General features: G+C 73.8%; 15 protein-coding genes and 1 pseudogene. 7 read left to right on the top strand and 9 right to left on the bottom strand.

Translation table 11 applies throughout. The features are described from left to right. Window positions 1-49 precede the first annotated feature (49 nt). The 6 genes and pseudogenes from IH25_RS42995 to glgX all read right to left on the bottom strand — a co-directional run bounded on the left by IH25_RS42995 (window position 50) and on the right by glgX (window position 5,751). Window positions 50-145, bottom strand: a complete 96-nt coding sequence (locus IH25_RS42995) for a putative leader peptide (protein WP_342447375.1) — start codon at window positions 143-145, stop codon at window positions 50-52. Window positions 146-205: 60 nt separating this feature from the next. Continuing rightward, entirely contained in the window at window positions 206-1,444 is a 1,239-nt protein-coding gene (locus tag IH25_RS0124710) for a glycosyltransferase family protein (RefSeq protein ID WP_030614624.1), read from the bottom strand. A gap of 20 nt (window positions 1,445-1,464) precedes the next feature. Continuing rightward, a pseudogene (locus tag IH25_RS0124705) lies at window positions 1,465-2,211 on the bottom strand (dolichyl-phosphate beta-glucosyltransferase); the annotation flags it as partial. A gap of 133 nt (window positions 2,212-2,344) precedes the next feature. After that, window positions 2,345-2,764: a cellulase gene (locus IH25_RS39760; RefSeq protein WP_209445364.1), complete on the bottom strand. Its 420-nt coding sequence runs from the start codon at window positions 2,762-2,764 to the stop codon at window positions 2,345-2,347. Window positions 2,765-2,773: 9 nt separating this feature from the next. Next, window positions 2,774-3,280 carry a SigE family RNA polymerase sigma factor gene (locus IH25_RS0124695; RefSeq protein ID WP_030614615.1) on the bottom strand — a complete coding sequence of 169 codons (507 nt, stop codon included), beginning with the start codon at window positions 3,278-3,280 and terminating at the stop codon, window positions 2,774-2,776. A gap of 227 nt (window positions 3,281-3,507) precedes the next feature. Then, window positions 3,508-5,751, bottom strand: a complete 2,244-nt coding sequence (gene glgX, locus IH25_RS0124690) for a glycogen debranching protein GlgX (protein WP_030614611.1) — start codon at window positions 5,749-5,751, stop codon at window positions 3,508-3,510. A gap of 163 nt (window positions 5,752-5,914) precedes the next feature. Between glgX and IH25_RS0124685 the strand changes: the two genes are divergently transcribed. The 4 genes from IH25_RS0124685 to IH25_RS0124670 all read left to right on the top strand — a co-directional run bounded on the left by IH25_RS0124685 (window position 5,915) and on the right by IH25_RS0124670 (window position 10,210). After that, window positions 5,915-7,138, top strand: a complete 1,224-nt coding sequence (locus IH25_RS0124685) for a L,D-transpeptidase (RefSeq protein WP_030614607.1) — start codon at window positions 5,915-5,917, stop codon at window positions 7,136-7,138. Between the two features lie 175 nt (window positions 7,139-7,313). Then, a complete protein-coding gene (locus IH25_RS0124680; protein WP_209445363.1) occupies window positions 7,314-8,537 on the top strand; it encodes a L,D-transpeptidase in 1,224 nt (407 codons plus the stop codon). 81 nt (window positions 8,538-8,618) lie between these two features. After that, window positions 8,619-9,386 (top strand): enoyl-CoA hydratase/isomerase family protein, encoded by a 768-nt coding sequence (locus tag IH25_RS0124675; RefSeq protein WP_030614601.1) that lies wholly within the window; start codon window positions 8,619-8,621, stop codon window positions 9,384-9,386. Between the two features lie 320 nt (window positions 9,387-9,706). Next, entirely contained in the window at window positions 9,707-10,210 is a 504-nt protein-coding gene (locus tag IH25_RS0124670) for an ATP-binding protein (RefSeq protein ID WP_030614598.1), read from the top strand. Window positions 10,211-10,306: 96 nt separating this feature from the next. Here the strand turns inward: IH25_RS0124670 and IH25_RS0124665 are convergent, their stop codons facing one another. Beyond that, window positions 10,307-10,948 (bottom strand): GNAT family N-acetyltransferase, encoded by a 642-nt coding sequence (locus IH25_RS0124665; protein WP_030614595.1) that lies wholly within the window; start codon window positions 10,946-10,948, stop codon window positions 10,307-10,309. Window positions 10,949-11,000: 52 nt separating this feature from the next. On the opposite strand from IH25_RS0124665, the gene IH25_RS0124660 reads away from it, so the two are divergent. Continuing rightward, window positions 11,001-11,912 (top strand): MerR family transcriptional regulator, encoded by a 912-nt coding sequence (locus IH25_RS0124660; RefSeq protein ID WP_030614592.1) that lies wholly within the window; start codon window positions 11,001-11,003, stop codon window positions 11,910-11,912. A 59-nt stretch (window positions 11,913-11,971) separates the two neighbouring features. Then, window positions 11,972-12,184, top strand: coding sequence for an EF-hand domain-containing protein (locus IH25_RS0124655; RefSeq protein ID WP_030614589.1), 213 nt, complete (start codon window positions 11,972-11,974; stop codon window positions 12,182-12,184). Window positions 12,185-12,241: 57 nt separating this feature from the next. Here the strand turns inward: IH25_RS0124655 and IH25_RS0124650 are convergent, their stop codons facing one another. Both IH25_RS0124650 and IH25_RS0124645 read right to left on the bottom strand, forming a co-directional pair. Continuing rightward, window positions 12,242-13,030 (bottom strand): ABC transporter ATP-binding protein, encoded by a 789-nt coding sequence (locus tag IH25_RS0124650; protein ID WP_030614586.1) that lies wholly within the window; start codon window positions 13,028-13,030, stop codon window positions 12,242-12,244. Continuing rightward, complete coding sequence (locus tag IH25_RS0124645; RefSeq protein ID WP_030614584.1) at window positions 13,027-14,712, bottom strand: 2-isopropylmalate synthase; 1,686 nt, start codon at window positions 14,710-14,712, stop codon at window positions 13,027-13,029. The genes IH25_RS0124650 and IH25_RS0124645 overlap by 4 nt, the downstream gene beginning before the upstream one ends. Window positions 14,713-14,918: 206 nt before the next feature. On the opposite strand from IH25_RS0124645, the gene IH25_RS0124640 reads away from it, so the two are divergent. Beyond that, window positions 14,919-15,623 (top strand): FadR/GntR family transcriptional regulator, encoded by a 705-nt coding sequence (locus tag IH25_RS0124640; RefSeq protein ID WP_030614583.1) that lies wholly within the window; start codon window positions 14,919-14,921, stop codon window positions 15,621-15,623. Window positions 15,624-15,744 lie beyond the last annotated feature (121 nt).

Genomic DNA, 15,744 nt, shown 5'->3' with positions numbered 1-15,744 from the left:
GGGCACGGCGGGGTGAAGGAGAAAAGGAGAAGGGGAACGAGGGTGCGGGTCAGCGACACAGGGCGCTGGACTGCCGGCACAGATCCACATGCCGCCGTGCCACGAGCGCGATGCGCGCGTGTGTGTGTTCCGTGGCAGGCCTCATGATCACAGGACGGTGCCAGGAAGCCGCACGCGCCGTCAAGACACCGTCCGCCAGGCGGGATCACGGCACCCCCAGCTCGAACAGGGCGTACCCGGCGTACGAGCCGGAGGCCAGCGCCGCGATCCCCAGCAGCGTGCACAGCACCGGCAGGCTCAGCCGGCGCAGCGCGACCGCCAGCGGCACGAACAGCGGGAAGCAGGGCAGCAGATAGCGGGAGATGTTGGCGACGATCTGCTGGCTGCCGAGGACCAGGACCAGCGTGATCACGGTGTACAGCACCAGCACCGCCGGCGGGCGCAGCCGCAGCAGCAGCGGCAGCAGCGCGCAGACCAGCAGGATCACGCCGACCGAGATGACGTCCGTGAACGGGTACGCGAAGAGGTAGTCGAACTTGCCGACGGGCACGGACGTCAGCACGTCCAGGGTCTGCTTGCCATAGTCGAAGCTGTGCGCCCAGGCGCCCGACTGGAGCTTGAAGTAGCCGCCCAGGTCGCCCATGCGGTTGCCGACCCACAGCAGATAGCCGAGGAGCCCGAGCGGGGCCAGGGTCATGGCCAGCACCGGGCGCAGCACCCCGTCCTCCCGGCGGCGCAGGGACAGCAGCGCGGACACGCACAGCGCGGCGATCAGCGCGCCGGCGGTGGGCCGGTTCAGCCCGGCCGCGAAGGTGAGCACCCCGGCGGTCAGCCAGCGCCGGGTGAGCACGGCATGGCAGGCCCAGGCCGCCAGGGCCACGTACAGGGAGTCGGAGTAGACCGCCCACTCCACCCCGGAGCCCGGCCACACCGCCCACAGCCCGGCCGCCGCGAGCCCGGCCCGCCGGCCGCCGAACCGCTCGGCGACGGCGTAGATGCCGAGGGCGGCGGCGAAGGAGGCGACGATGGAGACCAGCAGCCCGGCGCCGTAGGAGCCGAGGCCGGTGACCGCCGAGGTCCCCCGCATCAGCGCCGGGTAGAGCGGGAAGAACGCCGCCGAGTTGCCCTCCAGCGTGATCAGGCCGGTGGCGCCCGGGACCGGGACGAGCTTCGGGTCGTAGCCGTGCAGCGCGATCTGCTGGTACCACCAGCCGTCCCAGGTGGCCAGCACGTCCCAGGCGTGCGCGCCGCCGCCGAACCGGGGGTGCTTGGTGCGGTAGTCCCCGGTGGAGGACAGCAGGTACATGAAGGAGCAGAAGCCGGCCAGCTTCAGGGTGCCGAACAGGGCGAGGACCGGGCCGTGGCGGCGGGCGGCGGCCCGCAGCCGGGAGTCCGGCGCGGCCTCGGTGTCCGGCGTCCCTATGCCGGGCAGGGTCGCGGTCACCGGACCACCGGCCCCGGGCGGCGGGCCAGGGCGCGCCGCATCCGGACGATCCCGCGCAGGTCCGCCAGCGCGGTGGCGACCAGGTCCACGCTGCTGTCCGGGTCGTCGACCCAGTCGACCGGCACCTCGTGGATCCTCAGGCCCGCCCGCTCGGCGAGCACCAGCAGCTCGGTGTCGAAGAACCACTCCCCGTCCCGCACCAGCGGCAGCAGCCGCTCGGCCGTCTCGCGCCGGACCGCCTTGAACCCGCACTGGGCGTCGGAGAAGCCCACCGAGAGCGTGCAGCGCAGCAGCACGTTGTAGCAGCGGGAGATGACCTCGCGCTTGGTCCCGCGCACCACCCGCGACCCCGGCGCCAGCCGGGTGCCGATGGCCAGGTCGGAGTGGCCCGAGATCAGCGGCGCGACCAGCGGCAGCAGCGCGGCCAGCCCGGTGGACAGGTCCACGTCGAGGTACGCCAGCACGGGCGCCCGGGATCCGGACCAGGCGGCCCGCAGGGCCCGGCCCCGGCCCTTCTCCGGCAGCCGCAGCGAGGTCACCTCGGCCAGCTCGGCGGCCAGCCGGGCGGCGATGTCCGGGGTGCCGTCGGTGCTGGCGTTGTCGGCGATGGTGATCCGGAACGGATAGGGGAAGGTGTCCCGCAGATGCGTGTGCAGCCGCCGGACGTTGGGCTCCAGGTCCTTCTCCTCGTTGTAGACCGGCACGGCCACGTCCAGGACCGGCTCGGCCGCCTCGTGGGCCGCCGGCAGCGGGGCGGGCCGGGGTATCCGGCGGAAGGCCGGCGCGCCGGCGGGCTGCCGGCTCGGCCGGCTCGGTCGGATGTGCGTCACATGAACCCCGTCTGTCTCTGGTCGTGGTCGGGTGCGCCGGGGCACACCGGGGCGGGCGGAAGGCCGTGGGCTACTTGGTGGCCGTGGGCGGGAAGGACGTGCTCCAGGTGTCCTCCGGGGGCGTGGAGTCGTCGGTGTCCGTCGGTGTCACGGACGGCGCGGAGGGCGTGAAGTCCGGCGACCGCGACGGCGGCTCGGACACCGAGACACCGGGTGCCGGCGTCGTGGTCGGTGTCGGTGTCGGCGCCGGACTGGTCGCGGGCCGTGGCGGCGCGGCCGGACGGTCGTCGGTGGGGCCGTGCGGCCACAGCACCAGCACCAGGCCGAGCCCGGCCCCCGCCAGCACGCACCCGGCGGCCCGGCGCGCCGCGCGCGCCCGGCGCCGGGCCCGCACCCCGGCGTGCAACGCCTCCCGGTGCCGGGGCTCGAAGGGCTCCGGCTCCGGGTCCTGCCGCAGCAGCCCGGCCAACCGCCGCTCGAAGTGATCCATGCGTCTTCCTCACCCCACCGGCTCGATGACGTCGGCCAGCAGCCGGCGCAGCCGGGCCACCCCGCGCGCGGCATGGGACCGGGCCGTGCCCACCGGGCAGCCCAGCGCCTCGGCGACCTGCCGGTCCGGCAGGTCCTGGTAGTAGCGCAGCACCACGGCGGCCCGCTGGCGCGGGGTCAGCCGGGCGAGCGCCGCCTCCAGCCGGGACCGCTCGGCGACGGTCGCCGACAGGTCCCCGGCCGCCGCCGTCTCCGGCAGCTCCTCCACGGGCCGCTCGCCCCACCAGCGACGGCGGGCCGAGCGGGCAGCGGACCGCGCGAGCACCTTGCGCACATAGGCCTCCGGCGCCTCGTCGGCGACCTTCGGCCAGACGAACCACAGCTTGACCAAGGACTCCTGCAACAGATCCTCGGCCCGGTGCCGGTCGCCCCCGGTGAGCAGACGGGCCAGATGGAACAACACCGACCAGCGGGCCGCCACGAACGCGTCGTACTCACCGGCCCTGGCCTGCTCCATCCCACGGTCCCCGTTCTCGCCGGCTGTCTACACCAGGAGAAAGGCCCTGGACCCCCGCCCGCGCTGCACTCGACGGGCGTGATCCGCGTCACGCACAGCCGGCACACAGGCTCCGCGCAGTCTCACACAGGCCCCTGACCGGCCCGGACGCCCCGTGACGCCACAGAACTCCCGGGCAGGCGCGAGCGAACCGGGAAGCCCCGAAGTCCCGAAGTCCCCGGGCCGGCTCAGGCGACCCGCAGCAGCAGCACCGTCCGCTCCGGCACCGTGATCCGCGCGCCCGCCCGGTGGACCGTGCCCGGCGCCCCGGCCTGCTCCTCCGCCGAGGTGTCCACGACCACCTCGTACCGCTCCGCCCACGGCGGCCCCGGCAGCACGAACCCGGCCGGCCGCCCGCCCGCGTGCAGCACCGCGAGGAAGCTGTCGTCCACCACCGGCGCGCCCCGCTCGTCCCGGCCCGGGATGTCCCGCCCGGACAGATACATGCCGAGCGTGCCGGCGGGCGCGTACCAGTCGCCCTCGGTCATCTCCGTGCCCCGCGCGGTGAACCAGGCCAGGTCCCGCAGCCCGTCCGCGGTCTGCGCGCGGCCGGAGAAGAAGGCCCGCCGACGCAGCACCGGGTGCCGGTGGCGCAGTGCGACGAGCCGCGCGGTCAGCTCGGACAGGGCCCGCCACCCGGGCTCTTCGAGCAGCGACCAGTCCACCCAGCCGATCTCGTTGTCCTGGCAGTAGGCGTTGTTGTTGCCGTGCTGGGTGCGCCCGAACTCGTCGCCCGCGACCAGCATGGGCACGCCGGTGGACAGCAGCAGGGTGGTGAGCAGGTTGCGCAGCTGCCGGCGGCGCAGCGCCCGTACCTCCTCGTCGTCGGTCTCGCCCTCCGCCCCGCAGTTCCAGGAGCGGTTGTCGTCGGTGCCGTCCCGGTTGTCCTCGCCGTTGGCCTCGTTGTGCTTGGTCTCGTACGACACCAGGTCGCGCAGGGTGAAACCGTCGTGCGCGGTGACGAAGTTGACCGAGGCGTAGGGGCGCCGGCCGCCCCACGCGTACAGGTCGCTGGAGCCGGACAGCCGGTAGCCCATCTCCCGTACGTCGGGCAGGGCGCCCCGCCAGAAGTCCCGTACGGCGTCGCGGTAGCGGTCGTTCCACTCGGTCCACAGCGGCGGGAAGGCGCCCACCTGGTAGCCGCCGGAGCCGATGTCCCACGGTTCGGCGATCAGCTTCACCCGGCGCAGCACCGGGTCCTGGGCGATCACCGCGAGGAACGGCGAGAGCATGTCGACGTCGTGCATCGAGCGGGCCAGCGCCGCCGCCAGGTCGAAGCGGAAGCCGTCCACGCCCATCTCGGTCACCCAGTAGCGCAGCGAGTCGGTGATCAGGCGCAGCACCTGCGGCTGCACCACGTGCAGGGTGTTGCCGCAGCCGGTGTAGTCGGCGTAGCGGCGGGCGTCGTCCTGGAGCCGGTAGTAGCCGCGGTTGTCGATGCCCTTCAGGGACAGCGTCGGGCCCAGCTCGCCCGCCTCCGCGGTGTGGTTGTAGACCACGTCGAGGATGACCTCGATGCCGGCCGCGTGCAGCGCGCGCACCATCCGCTTGAACTCGCCGACCTGCTGTCCCGTCGTACCGGAGGCGGCGTAGCCGGCGTGCGGGGCGAAGTAGCCGATGGAGTTGTAGCCCCAGTAGTTGGTCAGGCCCCGGCGCAGCAGGTGGTCCTCGTGCGCGAACTGGTGCACCGGCAGCAGCTCCACGGCCGTGACGCCCAGCTTCACCAGGTGCTCGATCGCGGCCGGGTGGGCGAGCCCCGCGTAGGTGCCGCGCAGCTCCTCGGGGATGCCCGGGTGCCGCTTGGTGAAGCCGCGCACGTGCAGTTCGTAGATCACCGAGTCGGACCACGGCGTCTTGGGGCGGCGGTCGTCGGACCAGTCGTCGTCATCGTGCACGACGACCCCCTTCGGGACGTACGGCGCCGAGTCCCGCTCGTCGCGCACGGTGTCCGCCACCGACTGGTCCGGCCAGTCCCGCACGTGCCCGTACACCTCCGGCGGCAGCGCGAACTCGCCGTCCACCGCCCGCGCGTACGGGTCGAGCAGCAGCTTGGCCGGGTTCCAGCGGGCGCCGGTCCACGGGTCCCAGCGGCCGTCGACCCGGTAGCCGTACCGCTGCCCGGGCATCACCCCCGGCACGAAGCCGTGCCATATCTGGTGCGTCAGCTCGGTCAGCGGGATCCGGGTCTCCCGCCCGGCCTCGTCGAACAGGCACACCCGGACCGCCTCCGCGCCCGCCGCCCACAGCGCGAAGTTGGTGCCGGCGACCCCGTCCGGGCCGGTCCGGAACCGGGCCCCCAGCGGGGTGGCCGCGCCCGGCCACACGAGGGGGGCGGGCGGTACGGGGCGCCGGGCGCCGTTCACCGCCGCCGGTTGCCCGCTCCCGGCGGCCGGCTCCCCGGCCGGTGCCCGCTGCTCGGCTGCGCTCGTCACTGTCGGCCCCTCTTCCCGGCGGCTCGTCCGTGGCTTCCGACGCGGGCGCCGGGGTGTCCGCCCGCGCCCGCGGCTCCCCAGCGTGTCGTCCTTGCCTCTGTTCTGCCCAGCGGGTGGCTCGCACTCACGTTTCCCCGGAGCGTGCCCGGTCGTTGAGACCCGTGTGAGGCACACAACTGGACGCGCACGGCGCGCGGGAGCCGCGCTGGCCGCCGTACTGACATGGGCGGGGCTGCTCGCGGGCTGCTCCGTCGACGGCCCGGGACCGCTGGGCATGGGCGGGGCACGGGGGGACTCCCCGGCCCCCGAGGACGTCATCCGGGTGACCCCCGACGACGGGAGCCGGGCCGTGCGCCCGGACGAGCGGCTGCGGATCGAGGTGCCCGGCGGGCGCCTGGAGAAGGTGACCGTCGTCAAGGAGCAGGACGCGCGGGTGTCACCGGTCCCCGGACGGATCGGCGCCGACGGACTGACCTGGCGCCCCGACGAGGAGCGGCTGGCGCTCGCCGCCCGGTACACCGTCGACGTGGTGGCGCTGGACCCCCGGGGCCACCGCTCGGCCCGGCACACCACCTTCACCACCCACGTCCCCGACCAACGGTTCATCGCCTACGTCACCCCGGAGAACCGCGCCACCGTCGGCACCGGGATGATCGTCTCGCTCTCCTTCAGCCGGGAGATCACCGACCGGGCCGCCGTCGAGCGCGCCGTGAAGGTCACCGCCCGGCCGCCCGTCGAGATCCGCCCGCACTGGTTCGGCAAGGACCGCCTGGACTTCCGCCCGGAGGGGTACTGGAAGCCCGGCACCGAGGTCACCGTGGACCTTCACCTGCGGGACGTGGAGGGCGCGCGGGGCGTGTACGGCCTCCAGGACAAGACGGTGGCCTTCACCGTCGGCCGCGGCCAGGCCTCCCTGGTCGACGCCGCCCGGCACATGATGGAGGTGCGGCGCGACGGAGTGCTGCTGGCCACCGTCCCCATCACCGCGGGCGCCCCCAAACACCCCACCTACAACGGCAAGATGGTGGTGATGGACATGCTGGAGGTCACCCGCATGAACAGCCGCACGGTCGGCTTCGGCGGCGAGTACGACATCCCCGACGTCCCGCACGCCATGAAGCTCACCGACTCCGGCACCTTCCTGCACGGCAACTACTGGGCCCTGGACGCCCCCGGGACGGCCAACGTCAGCCACGGCTGCGTCGGTCTGAGGGACGTCAAGGGCGGCGGCTCGGACACCCCGGCGGGCTGGTTCTTCGACCGCAGCCTCGTCGGCGACGTCATCGAGGTCGTCAACAGCAAGGACAAGACGGTCGCCCCGGACAACGGCCTCGGCGGCTGGAACATGACCTGGAAGGACTGGACGGCGGGCAGCGCGGTGAAGTGACGGCCGGTGAGGGGGGGACCCGGCGGCCGAGGCGCAGGTCACGGGGGAAATCGCGACGGAACGGTGACGTTCGCCCCGCGCCGGGCGCGCATCCAGGCAGTTAATATGCGCGCACATATGTGGTGGGGAGCGGACCGGGGACGACCTGGTCCGGCGAGGGGAGAACAACTTGAACATGCGGCCTGTAGCGGGGGCGTCGACTCGGGGGCGGCGGGGCCGTGGGGGACTGGCGCTGATAGCCGGGGCCCTGGTGCTGTCGCTCGCCGCGTGCGGCGGGGGCGGAGACTCCGGGGCCGGTTCCGGCGAGGGGAAGGGCAAGGGGGACGGGAAGGACGCGCAGTCCACGGCCGCGGTCAGCATCGCGCCCAAGGCCGGCGCCACCGGCGTGGACACCAGCGGCGCCCTCAAGGTCGGCGTCGCCCAGGGCAAGCTGACCGAGGTCACCGTCAAGGACGAGAAGGGCACGAAGGTCCAGGGCGCCATCGGCGCGGGCGGCGCGTCCTGGACGCCGTCGACCCATCTGGCCGCCGGCACCAAGTACACGGTGCACGCGGTCGCCGAGGACTCCGCGGGCCGCCGGGCGGCCGAGGACTCCACGTTCACCACGCTGACGCCGAAGAACACCTTCATGGGCTACTTCACGCCCGAGGACGGTGCCACCGTCGGCGTCGGCATGCCGTTCTCCATACGCTTCACCCGGGGCATCACGCACCCCGGGGACGTTGAGAAGGCCATCCGCGTCAAGACCGAGCCCGCGGTGGAGGTCGAGGGCCACTGGTTCGGCAACGACCGCCTGGACTTCCGCCCCGAGAAGTACTGGAAGCCCGGCACCAAGGTCACCGTCGACCTCGACCTGGACGGCGTCGAGGGCCGCGACGGCGTCTACGGCAAGCAGCGCAAGACCGTGAAGTTCACCATCGGCCGCAACCAGGTCTCCATCGTGGACGCGGCCAAGCACACGATGAAGGTCACCCAGGACGGCAAGGTCGTCAAGACCATCCCGGTCACCACCGGCAAGCCCGGCTACGACACCTGGAACGGCCAGATGGTCATGAGCGAGAAGCTCACCGTCACCCGCATGAACGGCGAGACCGTCGGCTACGGCGGCGAGTACGACATCAAGGACGTCCCGCACGCCATCCGCCTGACCACCTCCGGCACCTTCCTGCACGGCAACTACTGGGGCGGCGGCGCCTTCGGCAACTACAACGCCAGCCACGGCTGCGTGGGCCTGCGCGACGTGCGCGGCGGCTACGACAGCTCGGTCCCGGCGGCCTGGTTCTTCAACCACTCGATCGTCGGTGACGTGGTGGTCGTCAAGAACTCCCACGACCGCACGGTGGCCCCGGACAACGGCCTCAACGGCTGGAACATGTCCTGGGCGGAATGGAAGAAGTGAGCCCCGGCTGACGCGACGGGCCCGGTGCTGTGACCTACGGCACCGGGCCCGTCCGCGTTAGTGCCCGTTAACCTGAGGCCCATGACCGTCACTCTCGAAGTCGCCGAAGGCGTCGGCACCCTGCGGCTGGACCGGCCGCCGATGAACGCGCTGGACATCGCCACCCAGGACCGGCTGAAGGAACTGGCCGAGGAGGCCGGCCGCCGGGACGAGGTACGCGCCGTGGTCATCTACGGCGGCGAGCGGGTGTTCGCGGCGGGCGCGGACATCAAGGAGATGCAGAACATGGACCACGCCGGGATGATCCGGCGCGCCCGTGCCCTCCAGGACGCCTTCACCGCCGTCGCCCGCATCCCCAAGCCCGTCGTCGCCGCCGTCACCGGCTACGCCCTCGGCGGCGGCTGCGAACTGGCCCTGTGCGCGGACTACCGCATCGCCGCCGACAACGCCAAGCTCGGCCAGCCCGAGATCCTGCTCGGGCTGATCCCGGGCGCCGGCGGCACCCAGCGGCTGCCCCGGCTGATCGGCCCCTCCCGGGCCAAGGACCTCATCTTCACGGGCCGACAGGTCAAGGCCGACGAGGCCCTCGCGATCGGCCTGGTGGACCGGGTCGTCCCGGCCGCCGAGGTGTACGAGCAGGCGCACGCCTGGGCCGCGCGGCTCGCCAAGGGCCCGGCGATCGCGCTGCGCGCGGCCAAGGAGGCGGTCGACACCGGCCTGGAGACCGACATCGACACCGGGCTCGCCGTGGAACGGAACTGGTTCGCGGGCCTGTTCGCCACCGAGGACCGCGAGCGGGGCATGCGCAGCTTCGTGGAGGAGGGCCCCGGCAAGGCGAAGTTCGTCTGACGGGTGGGTGAACGGCCGGTGGGGCGGGCGTGTCCCGCTCCGCCGACCGCCACCGGACCACGGCGGGTTGACGCGTTGTCCTATTCCCGAGTCCCCCGTTGGGGCGGTTTGTGGGAGCCTTGGGGCAGCCCTGGAACCGTGCCGCCGAGGGAGTCCGACGCTTGCCGGAAAGTGAGCCGTCGCCGCAGGTCAGCGGGGCCCTGTCGGACGTTTTCATGCCCCCGGCATATGCTCTTGGACAGGGCCGGATCGAGGATGCCCGCCGGGGGTATTCCTGCGGAACGCCCCCCAAGACGGCTCCGGACGGCCATCATGGGGGCATGGCGGGGCTGGAGGGCAACGAACAGCCACGGGGACACGGCCGTGCAGCCGCGGCACGCTGGTCGCCCGCGGTCGCTGACGAACAAGCGGTCAAGGCGCTCGAACTCTTCGGCGACCCGACGGAGGCGGAGGTGCCGCTGCCGTCCCGCCCGGAATCCGCGGCCAGCGCCCGCCGGCTCGCCCAGGTCGTGGTCCTGCACACCTGGCGGCTCAGCCCCAGACTCGCCGAGGACGCCGTGCTGCTGGTGTCGGAACTCGTCGGCAACGCCGTACGGCACACCGGCGCCCGCCTCTTCGGCCTGCGCATGCGGCGCCGCCCCGGCTGGATCCGGGTGGAGATCCGCGACCCCTCCCGCGCCCTGCCCTGTCTGCTGCCGGTCCAGGAGACCGATGTCAGCGGACGCGGACTCTTCCTCGTGGACAAGCTGTCCGACCGGTGGGGCGTGGACCTGCTGCCGCGCGGCAAGACCACGTGGTTCGAGATGCGCGTCGCCGACCGGTAGAGCCGACGGCACGGCGGCTGTGGCCTGCCCGGCGGCTACGACTCCGCGGCGAACGCCGCCGGCACCCGCACCGGCGCGCGCCCCCGGCGGGGCCGGTCACACCGGCGTCTCGCGCTGAAGCAGCAGCTCCGCGCCCACCGGCCGGTACCCCGCCGCCTGGAACGCCCGCAGCGCACGGGCGTTCCCGGGGGCGACCTGCGCCCACAGCGGCTCCCCGGCCAGCTGCCGGGCGGCGGTCACCAGCAGCCGACCGAGCCCCCGGTGCCGGGCGCCCGCGTCCACCTCGACCGACACCTCCAGCCGCCCGGCGACCCCGCGCCCCAGCGCCAGCACCCCGCCGTCGGCGGCCCAGGCCCGCACCCCGTCCCGGCGCCGGCGCGCGTAGGCGATCCGGGGATGCGCCGGGTCCTCGATCTCGCGCAGCGCGCACGACGGCTCGCCCGGCAGCGGGTCGCCCACCAGCACCGCGTCGATCGTCTCCGCCGTGCGCCCGGTCCGCTCCAGCAGGGCGGCAAGGAAGCGCGGGCTCATCGACGCGGCCAGCGGGTCGCAGTCCACCGCGCGCAGGGTCTCGTACACCCACGCCGGATCCTCGTCGGTGAAGACCACCGTGTGCGCGGTGAAGGACAGCACCCCGGCGTCCCGGGGCGAGGGCTGCGGCAGCACCGTCGTGGCGCCGTCCGCCGGCGGGAAGCGGCCCGCAGCCGCCGCGTCCAGAATGTCCCGCAGGGTCTCCACGTCCCCGTCCTCCCTTGAGTCTCCACCCACTGGAAGGCCCAGACTCCCAGACATGAGCGACGACGGCACCAGGCTGTTCACCATCGGCGAGCTGGCCGGGGCGACCGGGCTGAGCGTGCGCACCATCCGCTTCTGGTCCGACGAGGGCGTGCTCGCCCCGGCGGCCCGCTCCCTGGGCGGCTACCGGCTCTACGACGCCGCGGGCGCGGCCCGGCTGGAGCTGATCCGCACCCTGCGCGAACTCGGGCTCGGCCTGGACGAGGTGCGCACGGTGCTGGCCGGCGAGCGGACCGTGGCGGAGGTAGCGGCCACCCACGTGGCGGCGCTGGACGCGCGGATCCGGGCGCTGAAGGTGACCCGCGCGGTGCTGTCGACCGTGGCCCGACGGGGCGCCGAGGCAGAGGAGACGACCATCGTGAACAAGCTCGCGCGGCTGTCCGCCGCCGAACGGCAGCGCATCATGGAGGAGTTCGTGACGGAGACGCTGCACGGACTGGACACCGTGGATCCCGAGATCCAGGAGCGGATCCGGCGCACCACCGTCCACCTGGCGGACGACCCCACGCCCGAGGAGGTCGACGCCTGGGTGGAGCTGGCCGAGATGCTCCAGGACCCGGAGTTCCGGGCGCTGATGCGCCGGGCCGTCGAGTTCAACGCGGCCGACCGGCGGCCCGGGGAGCCGCGCGGGCGGTCCCTGTGGTTCGCCAGGAGGCTGGTGGAGCTGGTGGCGCCGGCCCGTGAGCGCGGCACCGACCCCACGGGCCCCGGCGCGGACGAGGTGCTGGACGACCTGTTCGGCGACGCCGACCGGGCCGAGGTGCTGGAGCGCATGACGGCAGGCTTCGACGAGCGCGTGGCCCGCTACCGGGAACTGCTCGCCGTGGTGAACCGGCAGCCCGCCCCGCCGCACGCCGAGGACTTCGCGTGGGTGGTCGCCGCACTCCGCGCTCGTGCGGGCCGTTAATCTGACCAGCGTCAGTACGCCAGCACGGCATGAGAAACACGAGCAAAAGGGGCGGATCGGTGGCGGACATCGAGGAAGCACGCAAGCAGTTCCAGCGGATAGACGCGGACGGTGACGGATTCATCACCGCCGCGGAGTTCAAGTCCGCCCTGGCGCAGCAGGGTGACTGGAACGTCACCGACACGGTCGCGGAGGCCATCATCAAGTCCCGCGACCTCAACGGCGACAAGGTCCTGTCGTTCGACGAGTTCTGGGCCTACCTGAACAAGTGACCCCGAGGCGGCGGGGGGTGCCCGTCCGAGCGGACCGGGCACCCCTGCGTCACCCCGTCACCGCGCGCGCCTGATCCGCACGCTCCAGCGGCCCTCGTGCCGCTGGAGCGTCAGCGGCAGCCCGAAGCACGCGCCGACCCGGTCGCCGGTGAGCACCGGGCCCACCGGACCCGAGGCCAGCACCCGCCCCCCGCGCAGCAGCACGGCGTGCGTGGTGCCCGCGGGCAACTCCTCCAGATGGTGCGTGACCAGCACCGTCGCCAGCTCCGGACGCTCCGCCCGCACCTCCTCCAGGGCCTCGATCAGCAGCTCCCGGCCGGGCAGGTCCAGGCCGGTCGCCGGCTCGTCCAGGAGCAGCAGCCGCGGCTCGGGCATCAGCGCCCGCGCGATCAGCGTCCGGCCGCGCTGCCCCTGCGACAGCGTCGGCCACCGCGCGTCCCGCAGCCCGCCAAGACCCAGCGTGGCCAGCAGCGCCTCGGCCCGCTCCCGCTGCTCCCGGGTGGGCCGCCACCGGGGGACCGGCTCGACGGAGTTCGTCGCCCCGGTCAGCACCACGTCCCGTACCCGCAGCGGCGAGGTCAGCGGATGGCGCGGGTCGACATGTCCGACCAGCGTCCGCAACTCCCGCAGATCCACCCGGCCCAGCCGGTGCCCGAGCACCTCCACCGTGCCCCGGGTCGGATGCACCACCGCGCCGAGCAGCCCGAGCAGCGTGGACTTGCCCGCCCCGTTGGGGCCGAGCAGCGCCCAGTGCTCACCGGCCCGCACGGTCAGCGACACCTCCTGGAGCAGGGGCCGCCCGTCCCGGACGACATGGACGTCCTCGGCGCGCAGTACCTCCCTCACCGCACCGCCCGGTTCACCGCGGACAGCACCGCCCGCACCGTGGCCGACGGTCCCGTGCCCGCGCCCCAGGCCGTGACCCCGGCGACCCGGCACCGGGCGAAGGACGCCGCCGGACCCTGGGCGAAGTCCAGGATCTCCACCTCCAGACCGGCACCGGCCAGCGCGTCGGCGAACGCGGTCGCCACACCGGCGCCCGTGCCCTCGTGGTCGCCGACCCGGTCGCCGGCCTCCAGCGTGCCCACGAAGCGGTGGACGCCGGGCGCCTCCTCGTGCGCCGACCAGGCGTGCAGCCGTACCGCGCCCTCGGTCAGATAGGCCGCCCGGAACAGCTCGTGGAGCTCCTTCGGCGTGGCCTCCCGGCCGCTGTCGTCCGTCGCCTCCTGCACGATCCGCGCGAACTCCGGCCGCATGTCCGGCGGCAGGTCGATCCCCGCGTACCGCTTCAGCAGGTACGCCACCCCGCCCTTGCCGGACTGGGAGTTGACGCGGATCACCGCCTCGTAGGACCGCCCGAGGTCGGCCGGGTCGACGGGCAGGTACGGCACCTCCCACGGGGCCTCCCGCTCGCTCAGCCCCGCCTCGGCCGCCCGCCGGGCGTGGTGGGCCAGCCCCTTGCTGATGGCGTCCTGGTGGGTGCCGGAGAAGGCGGTGTGGACCAGCTCGCCGGCGTACGGGTGCCGGGGGTGCACGGGCAGCCGGTTGCAGTGCTCCACCGTCTCCCGTACGGCGTCGATGTCGCCGAAGTCCACCATCGGGTCGACCCCTTGGGCGTAGAGGTTGAGGGCCAGGGTCACCAGGTCGACGTTGCCGGTGCGCTCGCCGTTGCCGAACAGGCAGCCCTCCACCCGCTGCGCCCCGGCCAGCACGGCGAGTTCGGCACAGGCCACGCCCGTACCGCGGTCGTTGTGCGGGTGGACGGAGAGGATGACGGACCGCCGACGGGACAGGTTGCGGTGGATGTACTCGATCTGGTCGGCGTAGACGTTCGGGGTGGCGATCTCCACCGTGGCGGGCAGGTTGTGGATCACCGGCCGGTCGGGGCTCGCGTCCCACAGATCGGTGAGTCCGTCGCACAGTTCCAGCACGAAGTCGGGCTCGGTGAGGTTGAAGGTCTCGGGGGAGAACTGGAAGCGGATGCCGGGGGTGTCACCGGCCCGCCGGGCCATGTGCCCGGCCGCCTCCCGCACGGTCCGCCACACCTCGTCCCGGCCCCGCCCGAGCACCACGTCCCGCCACACCGGCGAGGTCGCGATGTACAGGTGCACGACCGCCCGGGGCAGCCCGGCGATCGCGTCGAAGGTCCGGTCGATCAGGTCGGTCCGGGCGGGCGTGAACACCACGGGCGTCACGTCGTCCGGTACGGCCCCGTCCTGAACCAGGTGCCGTACGAAGTCGAAGTCCGTCCGGCTCGCGGAGGGGTAGCCGACCTCGATCTCCTTGAAGCCGGTCGCCACCAGCAGATCGAAGAAGCGGCGCTTGCGGGGGGTGTCCATCGGTTCGGCGAGCGCCTGGTTGCCGTCGCGCAGGTCGACGGGGACCCACAGCGGGGCGCGCTCGATACGGGCGGAGGGCCAGCGGCGGTCCCCGGCGGGGACGTGCACGCGGTCCTGGTAGGGGCGGTAGCGGTGGTACGGCATGCGGCTGGGCCGTTGCGGATTGAAGAGGTCGGGGGCGGTGGTCATCGTCGGCTGTGGCCTTCGGCTCGGTCGGACGGTGACCGGCAGCACGGAGCCCCGCGGCGGGGCGCCGGTCGCGTCAGACCCCGCCGCGGCAGCCGAGAAGAAGCAGACCGCGGAACATGCGGGGTACGCTAGCGACTCCTCAGCTCCTCAGACAAGTCAGAATCGCTGTGCAAGCCCCGTACCCCCCGCACAAGTTGGTGACCTCGATGCCGCTCGGCGCCCTCCGCCCCAGCCCGTTGGTCGAACAGGCCACCCAGCGCCTGCGCGAGCAGATCGCGGCCGGACACTGGCCGGTCGGCGGCAAGCTGCCCGGCGAGACCACGCTGGCCAAGGAGCTGGGGGTGGGCCGCTCCACGGTCCGCGAGGCCCTGCGCGCCCTCGCCGGCGCGGGGCTGGTCCGGTCCCGGCACGGCGCCGGCGTCTTCGTCATCGCCACCGAGCCCGCCGAGGACTGGCCCACCCGGCTGCGCCGGGCCGCGGTCACCGATGTGTACGAGGTCCGCATGGGCGTCGAGGTGCAGGCCGCCCGGCTCGCCGCCGCCCGCCGCACCCCCGAGGACGTCACCGCGCTGCGGGCCGCGGTGGAGGGCCGCCGCGCGGCCGCCACCGCCGACGACGCGGCGTTCGTGGAGGCCGACATCGCCCTGCACGCGGCCGTGGTCACCGCCGCCCACAACCCGGTCCTGTCCGACCTGTTCACCGAGTTCGTCCCCGTCCTGCGCGAGGGCCTGATCGCCGTCCTGGACCTCACGAGCCTGCGCGAGACCGATCCCGGCACCGGGGACCACGCCCACGCCGGCCTGGTCGAGGCGGTCGTCGCCGGCGACCCGGAGACGGCGGCGGCCGTCTTGGAGGCCGAACTGGAGTCGACGTTGCGGCTGTTGCGGGAGGGGAGCGCGGAGGGGGCGTAGCCGGTGCGGGTGTTCCCGGCCGGCGCGTAGGGCGGTCCGCTCCGGGGCCCCGGCTCGGCGCGTCCAGGTTCACCCGCCGCAGTCCGTCCGCTGGGGGCGCCCCGGTTCGCCCGCCGTGGCC

This window comes from Streptomyces achromogenes subsp. achromogenes (assembly GCF_000720835.1).
GTDB classification, from domain to species: domain Bacteria; phylum Actinomycetota; class Actinomycetes; order Streptomycetales; family Streptomycetaceae; genus Streptomyces; species Streptomyces achromogenes.
The sequence above is the reverse complement of the archived record's forward strand: the minus strand, read 5'-3'. Positions and strand labels throughout refer to the sequence as shown.

Excerpts from the sequence above, each read along its gene's own strand:
- IH25_RS42995 (WP_342447375.1), bottom strand. The coding sequence starts at position 145 with ATGAGGCCTGCCACGGAACACACACACGCGCGCATCGCGCTCGTGGCA.
- IH25_RS39760 (WP_209445364.1), bottom strand. The coding sequence starts at position 2,764 with ATGGATCACTTCGAGCGGCGGTTGGCCGGGCTGCTGCGGCAGGACCCG.
- IH25_RS0124695 (WP_030614615.1), bottom strand. The coding sequence starts at position 3,280 with ATGGAGCAGGCCAGGGCCGGTGAGTACGACGCGTTCGTGGCGGCCCGC.
- IH25_RS0124680 (WP_209445363.1), top strand. The coding sequence starts at position 7,314 with ATGCGGCCTGTAGCGGGGGCGTCGACTCGGGGGCGGCGGGGCCGTGGG.
- IH25_RS0124675 (WP_030614601.1), top strand. The coding sequence starts at position 8,619 with ATGACCGTCACTCTCGAAGTCGCCGAAGGCGTCGGCACCCTGCGGCTG.
- IH25_RS0124670 (WP_030614598.1), top strand. The coding sequence starts at position 9,707 with ATGGCGGGGCTGGAGGGCAACGAACAGCCACGGGGACACGGCCGTGCA.
- IH25_RS0124660 (WP_030614592.1), top strand. The coding sequence starts at position 11,001 with ATGAGCGACGACGGCACCAGGCTGTTCACCATCGGCGAGCTGGCCGGG.
- IH25_RS0124645 (WP_030614584.1), bottom strand. The coding sequence starts at position 14,712 with ATGACCACCGCCCCCGACCTCTTCAATCCGCAACGGCCCAGCCGCATG.
- IH25_RS0124640 (WP_030614583.1), top strand. The coding sequence starts at position 14,919 with ATGCCGCTCGGCGCCCTCCGCCCCAGCCCGTTGGTCGAACAGGCCACC.